Source organism: Sphingobacterium endophyticum (assembly GCF_009733535.1).
Taxonomy (GTDB): Bacteria; Bacteroidota; Bacteroidia; order Sphingobacteriales; family Sphingobacteriaceae; genus Sphingobacterium; species Sphingobacterium endophyticum.
In genome coordinates this window covers 118,518-129,922 of record NZ_SMMI01000013.1, presented here as the reverse complement: position 1 = coordinate 129,922, position 11,405 = coordinate 118,518, and the positions used below count along the sequence as shown (strand labels likewise).

Genomic DNA, 11,405 nt, shown 5'->3' with positions numbered 1-11,405 from the left:
CTTCAGGAATGATAAGCGGCATTAAAGCTTTAAATGAATCGTGCATCTCTATATAAGTTCAAAGCACAAATATCTAATTATTTTTTATCCCCTCCACAACTTTTGTACATGATCCGAGAAAAGTGTTGAGGAATGTGCTCTAGAGTTGGATTTCAAAGGGATTGGTTCAGTCGCTCGAGGCCCGCGCTCGGGGCTTGAACCATCCCTTTGGGGGGGCGGCTTCAAATAAATCAAAGCCGATCGCTTCGCTATTGGGATGAATTAAAAGGGCTGATGCTGTGCTCTAGGGTTGGATTTCAAAGGGATTGGTTCAGTCGCTCGAGGCCCGCGCTCGAGGCTTGAACCATCCCTTTGGGGGGGCGGCTTCAAATAAATCAAAGCCGATTTCTTTGCTATTGGGATGAATTAAAAGGGCTGATTCTGCGCTCTAGGGTTTGGATTTCAAAGGGATTGGTTCAGTCGCTCGAGGCCCGCGCACGGGGCTTGAACCATCCCTTTGGGGGGCGGCTTTGATTTATTTGGCGGAGAGGGAGGGATTCGAACCCTCGATACAGTCATCCCGTATACAGACTTTCCAGGTCTGCTCATTCGACCACTCTGACACCTCTCCGTGATTGTGGGTGCAAATATATCATTTTTGAGCAATGTAACCGCATTTTTATTTAAAAATATTTGATCATTCCAATTTCCTTTGATTAACTTAGGTCAAACTCAAAAATGAAAAGAATTTTATCAATCGATGGCGGTGGAATCCGTGGAATAATTCCGGGAATGGTATTGGTATCGTTAGAGCAAAAACTTAAACAAGCAACCGGAAACCCAAATACTCATCTTTCAGAATATTTCGATTTTTTTGCAGGGACAAGTACCGGAGGGATCTTAGTAAGTATACTCCTCTGCCCCCACCCAGATGATCCTTCCAAACCTCGATTTTCGGCTCAAGATGCATTGAATATATATCTTAACCATGGCACCGAGATTTTCACAACTAGTAGCTGGAGAAGGTTTTTAAACCAGTTTGGTCTTTTAACCGAGTTATATGACGAAAAAGTTCTTTATAAAATTTTAGAAGATTATTTCCATGATCAAAAGCTTAGTGAACTTATAAGCCCATGCATCATCACTGCATATAATATTGAACTTAGAAAAAATCACCTCTTCCGGCAACAGAAAGCAATCTCACATGGAGCTTCTAGAGATTTCTATTTAAAAGATGTATGCAGAGCTACCTCAGCTGCTCCTACTTATTTTTCTGTCGCTGAAATTTATTCAATTGCCGGAACTAGGTATCCATTGGTAGACGGCGGCGTCTTTGCACATAATCCTGCTATTTCAGCTTTACTTGAAGTTTTAAAAACCTATAAAACATTTAAGATCGATGACGTTCATATTCTGTCCTTAGGAACAGGAATCGCTAAAAATGCTTATAGATACGAGGATTTCAAAAAGAAAAAAGCTATTTCTATCGGTCCAGCATTGGTCGATATCATGACAAGTAGCTCTGCTGAAAGTAATGATTATTTTATGCATCAACTTTTCAGATCTGTCCAGCATACATATAATTATATCCGTATTGAACCCTCAAACCTTTCATCAATCGAACCATCCTTAGACGCTGCATCAAAAGGTAATATCCAAAAAATTGTATCCTTAGCAGATAAATTGATTAGCGATAATGAAAGAATGTTGGATGCATTAGTTTTAGACCTCATCTCTGATAAAGAAAGAAAAAGTGAAAAGAAGCAAAACTCAGTTTGGAACTATTTGAGAGAAAAATTCTAAAAGCTTGTGTTTAAGAATAAAAGCCATATACAAGATCAATAAATAAGATTTTCAGCACTTAGAATTAATTAGGTAGAAATATTTTTGTTATATTATCCAAGCGATTCATATAGTACGCAAACACAAACAACAAATGGCAAAAACAATAGCTCTAATTGCTCATGATGGAAAGAAAGCAGAAATGGTTGCGTTCGTCAAAGATCATCAGCAAGAATTATCAAAAGCCCATCTTGTGGCAACAGGAACAACAGGTTCATATATCCAACAAACTGGTTTAGAAGTAGAATTAAAACTTTCTGGTCCGAAAGGTGGTGATGCTCAAATTGCTGCAATGGCTGCAGAAGGTAAGATACAAGGCATCATATTCTTTCGTGATCCATTAGGTAAACATGCTCATGAACCAGATATTCAAATGCTTATGAGAATTTGCGATCTTTGGAACGTTCCATTGGCCACGAACCCTGCAACCGGTACATTAATTATTAAAGGACTTTTAGAATAATAAGATAAGATGGCAAACGAAGTATTAGTGAGTATTGGAGATAAAAGCTATACAACAACTATATCATACGAAGATTTAAATATATTAGCTGATGAACCAATTGATTTAGGAGGCGACAACAAAGGGCTAGCTCCAACACAATTATTACTTTCATCCGTTGGTGCATGTAAGGCAATCACCATGAGAATGTATGCAAATAGAAAGCAATGGAAAGTTGATAAAATCGACATCAAGGTATCCAGTGAAATTCAAAAAAGCGAATTGCAGCAAACTACATATATCAAATGCAATATATTTATTGATGGTGAATTGGATGAAGATCAAAAAAGAAGGCTATATGCGATTGGAGAAAAATGCCCTGTACATAAAATGTTAATGAATCCTGTTGTTATAGAAAGTAATCTAATTGATACAATTCAGGTAAAAGACAATTCTTGATTGTATATTTGCGACTTGAAAAAATAAAAAGCTATGCCATCTATAAGTGAACATACTTTCACAAGTCCGTTCCAGAACTTTACTCGCGAACAATGGAAAAGATTGAACGGTCAATTATCCCATTCCATTCAAGAGGAAGATTTAGATCAATTGCATGCATTAAATGAACCATTAACTATGGAAGAGATAGAGGATATCTATATTCCATTGGCTCATCTTTTGGAAGTACATATTCATAACTTTCAAGAATTGCATTCAAAAAGCAATGTTTTTTTCAAAAGAAATCATCAGAAACTACCCTTTATTATTGGAATTGCAGGTTCAGTTGCTGTCGGAAAAAGTACAACTGCCAGAGTACTTACCAAAGTACTTTCTCTACTTCCCAATAAACCAAAAGTTGAACTAGTTACCACAGATGGCTTCCTTTATCCAAATAAGGAATTAATCAAACGTAATATCCTGAATAGAAAGGGTTTTCCTGAAAGTTATGACACGAAGAAACTTTTACAATTTTTAGCCGATATAAAATCAGGAAAGTCTCAGGTTTCAGTTCCCCTTTATTCGCACTTGGAATATGATGTTTTAAACGATGACCGTTTAGTTATATCACAACCTGATGTTTTAATTGTTGAAGGAATCAATGTATTACAGGTAAATTCGCGAAAAAATGGTGTTTTCGTTTCTGATTTTTTTGATTACTCCATTTATGTGGATGCCGATGAAAAGAATATTGTATCATGGTACATTGACAGATTTGAATCATTGAGGGCAACAGCATTTCAAAATTCTGCTTCCTATTTTCATAAATACGCAAATCTCACTGAGGAAGAAAGCTATACAATGGCCAAACAGATTTGGAATGAAATTAATAAGCCAAATCTTCATGAAAACATTCTCCCTACAAGATATAGAGCTGATTTAATTCTTAAAAAAGGTTCGGAACACTTTATTAAACGAGTAAAAGTTAGGAAGATTTAAGTATTGATCTTTCAAATTTGATGATTTCCTTGAGGATTTCATTTTCAATATTCCTATGCAATCTATTGCTATTTGTTAAGGCATACAGATCCATTTTATAGCGTACGTAGTCCTTCCCTATTTCCATTACCTTCACCTTATATTGGTCATCTTTTACTTTTAGATTTGGATGATTAATCAGACTCAATCTTAAATGTTCTTCTAATTCATCTATATGTAATGAAACTTCCAAGGGCAACTCAAACCTAACTGTAAATAAACTAGATTGATGCGCCGAAAGATTCATGAAAGTTGATGTGAAAACCATGTTATTGGGGACCATAACAATATCATCCTCTTCATCCTGTAAAACAAGATTTGCAAAGGTTATATCGATAATTCTACCTTTATGCTCTCCAACTTTAATACGATCACCAACAGACAATTGCTCAGAAAACATAACGATCAATCCTGATATCATATTTGTGATGTAATCCCTAAAAATGACTGCTATTGCCATAGCAACGATAGTCATACTGGTAATAAACTCTTTTGGATTGATCCCGAATGCAGTCATTATAGCAATGACGAAGAACACTGTATTTAGAACAGCCGTCAATCTATTGATTCCCAAAACAAAATTACCACGCTCCCTTTTCTGAGAATCTCTAGCATTATATAGCATAATCACTATAAACCGAAATATTGATAATAGGATACTCGGAATCAAGAAAGAATACAGTCCTCTTAATAATCGAGCTAGAATTATTCTTTTCTCAATATCATATTCAAAATAAACATGACAAACGATAATGATGATTACAAGAAATACTTTTCCTATAAAAGCCCAAGGAATTTTTGGTTTGTTATCTTCAATGGCTGCATTCATGGTCTTGAAGATATTATTTTTTTAATTAGTTCACAAAACAAGATTAAAGGGGATTATGTTATATAGCTAATAATCAAGTATTAAATAGTTTTAGAGTTGTTATAAGTTAATGAATGCGTTAAATAACATTTTATAATTCTTAAAAAACAAGTAACTTAGCTTCCGCTTTAATGACACCAAAAAGGTAATTATGGAGACAACATTTGATTTTGAAAAGCCGATTGCTGATTTACAGACTCAGATTGAAAAGGTTAAACAAGTAGAAGAAAAGACCAAAGTAGATATGGGTGCTACAGTCCGCGAGTTGGAGGAAAAATTAGAACAAACAAAAGTTGAGGTGTATAGCAATATGACAGGATGGCAAAAGGTTCAAATGTCAAGGCATCCTGATAGACCACAAACTTTCGATTACATTGATTTAATCTGTGACGACTTCATTGAGTTGCATGGAGATAGAAATATAAAAGACGACAAAGCTATAGTTGGAGGATTCGCTACAATTGGTGGACAATCTGTTATGGTTATTGGTCATCAAAAAGGTAAGAACACCAAAGAGCGACAATTCCGCAATTTCGGGATGGCAAATCCAGAAGGATATAGGAAAGCACTTCGGTTAATGAAAATGGCTGAAAAGTTTAATAAGCCCGTCGTAACCCTTATTGATACAATGGGTGCATATCCAGGCCTTGAAGCTGAAGAGCGTGGACAAGGAGAAGCCATAGCAAGAAACTTACTTGAAATGTCAGTTTTAAAAGTTCCAATTATTTGTATCGTAATTGGTGAAGGAGCATCTGGTGGAGCATTAGGTATTGGTATCGGAGATAAAGTATATATGCTACAGAATACTTGGTATTCAGTAATCTCTCCAGAATCATGTTCTTCAATCTTATGGAGAAGTTGGGATCAGAAAGAAAGAGCTGCTGAAGCGCTGAAATTGACTGCTGAAGACATGTTATGCAATGGTCTTATTGATGGAATTATCGCAGAACCTATTGGTGGTGCCCATCAAGATCCAGAAGCAACAGCCCTGAATGTGAAAAATAGAATTTTAGAGGACCTGGCAGTCTTAAATGCCAAAGATAAAGCCACAATGGTTGCAGAAAGAATTGACAAGTTCAGCAACATGGGAGTTGTTAACGAATAAAAAGAAAGCCTTGAAAAATTTTTCAAGGCTTTTTTAATTTATACTATTTTGAAATGGAATAGGATCTTTTAAAATAAATTGAACCTTTATTTGGTCCAGACCACGCTGTAATACCAACCTAATATCATCCCCTTCTTTATGCATAAACTTTCCTACAATCTGTTTAAGTTTTAAGTTTTGTGCATTACTGCCGTTTACCTTTAAAATTTCATCATCTATCTTGACCCCTGCCAGATCGGCGGGAGATCCTTCCCTTACACTAGCAACTCTATAAATTGGGCGCAATGAAAACTCATACTTGTATTCCTCTTGACTATACACACTTACACCAGGACTATTTGGATTATCGGGATCCCTCCTACCGATATTCGTTGGAACTCTCCTTTGCGTCCATTCTAATCCATCATGTTTTATTTCCATCCCGGACATATTAATCTCAAACCGTTTTCCAAAATTCCTGTTTTTCTTTAAATAAATTTCATTCTTTGGATAATTAATAATCACATGAAAATGCTGCAAAACTTGATTTCCTATCGATCCAATTCGATTTATTGCCAATTTAGCAGCATGGACCGCATTAGAATCTGGGTAAGAAACTATAGGTTCTTTGATATGAAAACCCGCCCAATCAAAGCCGTCGACTCGATTCCTATATCCGAATATCAATCCATTAAACCCACGTCCTATAAAATCATAGATCTTTGGTTCAGAAATTTTTAAGGAGTCAATTAAAAATGGAAAAACTAAAAGGCCATCAGAGTTTCCCATATCCACCAACATTTTAGCTTTTCTTATCGTTCTATTTCCTAAGTTAACATTGATATGTACATATGGCCGGCTTCTCTCCATCTCTACGGGCATTCGAGTATAATTTTTTATTAAATTTTCCGGAAAATCATAGGAATCATATATAGAAACTTTAGATTTCAAGTAATCTATTTTTATCATATAGTCCTCAAACAAACGACTTCCTAAAATCCCATTGATAGGAATTCCTATGTGGCTAGATAGATCTAGTTCTTCAGCATCAATGACAAAAATATTGTGAACCGAGTCAATTAATGTTTCACCGACGATTAATTCATTACCCACCGCCATAACGCCTTCCACTCCATCTTCAATACCTATCCCGGAAAACTTCACCTTGCTAACATTTTCAAGAGGTACAGAGTCCTGCGGAGTAGCAAATAAAATAGTTTCCTTGACTCCTGTATCCATTAAAAACTGAAGTTCTACTCCATTAACTTTTACAGGAACAACAACTAGATTACCACTTAAATCAAATTTGAAGGAATTCTTTTTATGATTTATTAATGAAAAGCTTCTTTGCGAATAGCAATGCAAGAACAAAATGTTCAGCAGAAGAAATAGAAAGATTTTCATATAATAAGTTTACAGTACTAATTTACCTAATTTTTATAATCATTTAAATTAACATCAACTTAATATTAAACATTTAATAACTTATTAAATTTCAATAAACTACATTATTAAAAATTTAAAATAACTTATCAAATGTTGCAACAAATAAAATAGATTGGGATGGATTTTATTAAGGGAACTGTAAAATCAAAGAAGATTTGTGTAAAAATGGAATACAAAAAAAGGAATGCTTATTAAGTCATTCCCTTTTTGCAATTACATTTCGTATTATACGGCGCTTAATACACCTCTGAAATATCCTACAGATTCAGCAATTCCAGCAAGTGGATCTTTCATGTCTTTTTCAAACTCAATGCTGCAGCAGCCAGGATATTTAATTTTCAATAATGCTCTTGTAAAAGCAGGAATATCAATAATTCCTCGACCAAGTTCACAAGTTGAACCTTTTGCATCTGCAGCAGTTACATTTTTTAAGTGAATATCAAAGATACGGTCCTTATATCTAACTAAATCTTTAATCGAGTCTTGCCCATCACGAACATTGTGTCCCATATCGAAGCACATTCCTAAATTTTTATCTAGGTCTTTAATATGATTCCATATAACAGTGGCATTTGGATAAATCTTGTCTTCCGGTCCATGATTATGGATTCCGAATTTTACATTATTTTCTTTTGCCTTCTGAGCAACATATGGTAAATCTTTTATTTCAGGAATCCCAATCATTAAATTAACCCCTACTCGTTTACAATAATCAAAGGCTTTATCAATTTCCTCCTTTGTTTTCATGTAGATTGGCCCCACTGCATAACCAGTAACATTAGAATCAGCTAATTTTTTATGGAATGCAGCAATTTCCTCAGCGGTACTATTAAATGGCAAGTGAAAATCTTTGATACAGAGATATTTTACATCCATCCTTTTCATCATGGCCAAAGACTGATCCAAATTAAAATTCACAAAACTGTAGCCTGCGATTCCTAATTTGATACTATTTTGATCAGCTTTCTTTGCTATTGTTTCACCAGCTGTAGCTTTCATCCAACTAGGACTTGTTATCAATGCTGCTGCACCAAAAGCACCTAATTGTAAGAAATTCCTTCTACTGTTCTTTTTATTACTCATTTGAAATAGGTTTATGTTTTTTATAATATTAAAAATAGTGAATTCTAAGAAGATAGACAATAGAATAGGAACAAAAAAAGCCCTGTTCATTAATTGAACAGGGCTTTTTTATTTAAATCTAAAACTAAAAAGAGTCTATCGCAGCATTTAAAGTTGCAGAAGGACGCATAGCTTTTGATGCTAATTCATCATTTGGAAAATAATATCCAGCAATATCTTGAGCTTTTCCTTGAGCATCTATCAATTCAGCATTGATCTTAGCTTCTTGTTCTGTTAATGTTTTTGCTAAGTCAGCAAACTTCGATGCTAATTCCGCATCTTTTGTTTGGTTTGCTAAAGCTTCAGCCCAGTAAGTAGCCAAATAAAAGTGAGACCCACGGTTATCAATTTGACCTACCTTACGTGCAGGAGATTTGTCATTAGCTAAGAATTTAGCATTTGCCTCATCTAAAGCATCAGCTAATACTTGCGCTTTCTCATTACATTGGGTTTGAGCCAAATGTTCTAAGGAAGCTTGTAATGCTAGGAATTCTCCTAATGAATCCCAACGTAAATAGCCTTCTTCTAAGAACTGCTCTACGTGTTTAGGAGCAGAACCACCAGCACCAGTCTCAAATAGACCTCCACCATTCATTAATGGAACAATAGACAACATTTTAGCAGATGTTCCAAGTTCTAAAATTGGGAATAAATCAGTTAAATAGTCACGTAATACGTTTCCAGTAACGGAAATAGTATCTTCACCTTTACGTATTCTATCAATAGAAAACTTAGTAGCCTCTATTGGTGATAATATTCGAATATCAAGTCCATTAGTATCGTGATCAGCTAAGTATTTTTTAACTTTCTTAATAATTTCATTATCGTGTGCACGGTTTTCATCCAACCAAAAAACTGCTGGCGTAGCAGATAAACGAGCACGATTTACGGCAAGTTTAACCCAGTCTTGAATTGGAGCATCTTTAGTTTGACACATACGGAAAATATCACCTGCTTCTACTTTTTGCTCCATCAAAACATTTCCATTTTGATCAACTACACGTATAGTTCCATTAGCTTCTGCTTGGAAAGTTTTATCATGAGATCCGTATTCTTCAGCTTTCTGGGCCATTAAACCCACATTAGGAACTGAACCCATTGTTTTTGGATCGTAAGCACCATTGATTTTACAATCTTCAATTACAGCCTCATAAATTCCAGCATAAGATCTGTCAGGGATAATTGCAAGAGTATCCTGCTCAGCACCATTTTTATCCCACATTTTACCACCGATACGAATCATAGCAGGCATAGAAGCATCCACAATGACATCGGAAGGAACATGTAAATTGGTAATTCCTTTATCAGAATTTACCATGGCTAGATCAGGACCGTTAGCAATAGCAGCATCTATGGCAGCTTTTACTTCTTCTTCCTGTGGAGTACCTGCAATTTTAGCATAAACCTCTCCTAAACCATTGTTTTTATTAATTCCTAATTCATTAAATAATGAGCCGTATTTTGCAAAAACATCCTTGAAATAAACTTCAACGATTGCACCAAAAATAATTGGGTCAGAAACTTTCATCATTGTTGCCTTCAAGTGGGCAGACAACAATACTCTAGTATCCTTAGCTTCCTGAATTGCTTGTGCAACGAAATCTTTAAGCTGAGCAATATGAAGAACCGATGAATCAATTACTTCTCCAGCCTTTAAATTACCTAAACCTTTTAATTCTTTTGTTTCTCCATTAGAACCAACAAATTCAATTTTAAATTGGCTATCATTTTCTAATGTTAATGATTTTTCAGAACCGTAAAAGTCCCCGTCTTGCATCGATGCTACCTTTGTTTTGCTATCTTTTGCCCAAGCTCCCATTCTATGAGGATTAGCTTTAGCATAATTTTTAACAGCTTTAGGCGCGCGACGATCAGAATTACCTTCACGTAAAACAGGATTTACAGCTGATCCTAATACTTTAGCATAGGCAGCTTTAATTTTCTCTTCATCAGCATTTGCTGGTGAATCAGGATAATTTGGAATATTATATCCTGCTTTTTGCAATTCAGCAATAGCAGCTTTTAATTGAGGAATAGATGCAGAAATATTAGGCAATTTAATAATGTTTGCATCAGGAGTAGTAGCCAACTGACCTAATTCTGCCAAAGCATCTGTAGTTTTTTGATCAGAAGGTAAATATTCATTCAAATTAGCAAGGATACGTCCCGCTAAAGATATATCTCTTAATTCGATATCAATATTTGCTGTTTTTGCAAATGCTTGAACAATAGGTAGAAATGAATACGTTGCCAGTAAAGGCGCTTCATCTGTTTTTGTGTAAATGATTTTAGATGACATAATTTTCTATTGAAATGATATTATTTTGCAATTTTTAGTGAAAAATAAAGAGGAATAACTCCTCTTTATTTAAATTCGCCTAAAGATAACAAAATCAATTTTAAATAGCCATAAAAGCCAAAATAATGTCGAAATATCAAAAATTATTGGCTTTTATAGATAGAATCATCAGTAATAAACAATTCTTATCCCTAAGAATGTCCTAATTCTTCCCAGATTTCCTTAGGATTATATTCATCTACTAAACCCTGTTTATCCTCAAAAGCAGATTCAACAATAGCTTTTGCTAATGTCATAGTACTTATTGGTTTATAAGGCTTCAGAAATCCAAGCTTATTAAAAAAATTCAACATCTTAATGGTTATTTTTTCAGCTCTTCGATCTGTATTGGGTCTATCAATTGGACCTGGCCTTACAATAATTAATTTTGGGAAATTCAACGCCTTAATGGCTTCCTCAAGCAGGCCTTTCATTTTGGTATAATAAAACCTGGAATGAATACTAGCCTGTGCAGAAGACAATAAAACAAAAGTATTTATGTGATTTATTTTAGATAATGCCGCAAATTTTAATTGGTAATCATAATCAACAACCCATTGAGCTTCTTTGCTTCCGGCAGCTTTCAACGTCGTTCCTAAGGTAGAAAATGCGATATCACCAATAATATATGGACTGAAATCTTCTAGTTTATCAAAATTAACGACTACCTCTAATAACTTAGGGTCGGCGGTAAAAAATGATCTCCTAACTAATACCGTTACAGAATCGACCCTTTTATCTGCCAATAGCTGTAATACTAATTCTCTACCTGTAGCACCTGTTGCACCTATTACTACTGCTTTCATGG

10 protein-coding genes and 1 tRNA gene are annotated in these 11,405 nt (G+C 34.9%); 5 read left to right on the top strand and 6 right to left on the bottom strand.

Annotated elements, in window-relative coordinates; translation table 11 throughout:
- Positions 1–519: 519 nt before the first annotated feature.
- Positions 520–610: transfer RNA gene (locus tag E0Y80_RS15655), tRNA-Ser, on the bottom strand.
- Between the two features lie 107 nt (positions 611–717).
- Here E0Y80_RS15655 and E0Y80_RS15650 point away from each other — a divergent pair.
- The 4 genes from E0Y80_RS15650 (at position 718) to coaA (ending at position 3,700) form a co-directional block, all read left to right on the top strand.
- Complete coding sequence (locus E0Y80_RS15650) at positions 718–1,782, top strand: patatin-like phospholipase family protein (RefSeq protein ID WP_156308607.1); 1,065 nt, start codon at positions 718–720, stop codon at positions 1,780–1,782.
- A gap of 133 nt (positions 1,783–1,915) precedes the next feature.
- Positions 1,916–2,284: a methylglyoxal synthase gene (locus E0Y80_RS15645; protein ID WP_156308606.1), complete on the top strand. Its 369-nt coding sequence runs from the start codon at positions 1,916–1,918 to the stop codon at positions 2,282–2,284.
- A gap of 9 nt (positions 2,285–2,293) precedes the next feature.
- Entirely contained in the window at positions 2,294–2,722 is a 429-nt protein-coding gene (locus tag E0Y80_RS15640) for an OsmC family protein (RefSeq protein ID WP_156308605.1), read from the top strand.
- A gap of 33 nt (positions 2,723–2,755) precedes the next feature.
- Positions 2,756–3,700, top strand: coding sequence for a type I pantothenate kinase (gene coaA / locus E0Y80_RS15635; RefSeq protein ID WP_156308604.1), 945 nt, complete (start codon positions 2,756–2,758; stop codon positions 3,698–3,700).
- Here coaA and E0Y80_RS15630 read toward each other — a convergent pair.
- Positions 3,687–4,568, bottom strand: a complete 882-nt coding sequence (locus E0Y80_RS15630) for a mechanosensitive ion channel family protein (protein ID WP_156308603.1) — start codon at positions 4,566–4,568, stop codon at positions 3,687–3,689. The two genes, coaA and E0Y80_RS15630, sit on opposite strands and share 14 nt — an antisense overlap.
- A gap of 190 nt (positions 4,569–4,758) precedes the next feature.
- On the opposite strand from E0Y80_RS15630, the gene E0Y80_RS15625 reads away from it, so the two are divergent.
- Entirely contained in the window at positions 4,759–5,712 is a 954-nt protein-coding gene (locus tag E0Y80_RS15625) for an acetyl-CoA carboxylase carboxyltransferase subunit alpha (RefSeq protein WP_156308602.1), read from the top strand.
- A 33-nt stretch (positions 5,713–5,745) separates the two neighbouring features.
- Here the strand turns inward: E0Y80_RS15625 and E0Y80_RS15620 are convergent, their stop codons facing one another.
- The 4 genes from E0Y80_RS15620 to E0Y80_RS15605 form a co-directional block, all read right to left on the bottom strand.
- On the bottom strand, positions 5,746–7,095 hold the full coding sequence (locus E0Y80_RS15620; RefSeq protein ID WP_156308601.1) for a PDZ domain-containing protein: 1,350 nt from the start codon (positions 7,093–7,095) through the stop codon (positions 5,746–5,748).
- Between the two features lie 267 nt (positions 7,096–7,362).
- Positions 7,363–8,220, bottom strand: a complete 858-nt coding sequence (locus tag E0Y80_RS15615; protein ID WP_156308600.1) for a sugar phosphate isomerase/epimerase family protein — start codon at positions 8,218–8,220, stop codon at positions 7,363–7,365.
- Positions 8,221–8,344: 124 nt separating this feature from the next.
- Entirely contained in the window at positions 8,345–10,558 is a 2,214-nt protein-coding gene (locus E0Y80_RS15610) for an NADP-dependent isocitrate dehydrogenase (protein ID WP_156308599.1), read from the bottom strand.
- Between the two features lie 191 nt (positions 10,559–10,749).
- Positions 10,750–11,403, bottom strand: coding sequence for a Rossmann-fold NAD(P)-binding domain-containing protein (locus E0Y80_RS15605; RefSeq protein WP_197091626.1), 654 nt, complete (start codon positions 11,401–11,403; stop codon positions 10,750–10,752).
- Positions 11,404–11,405: the final 2 nt, after the last annotated feature.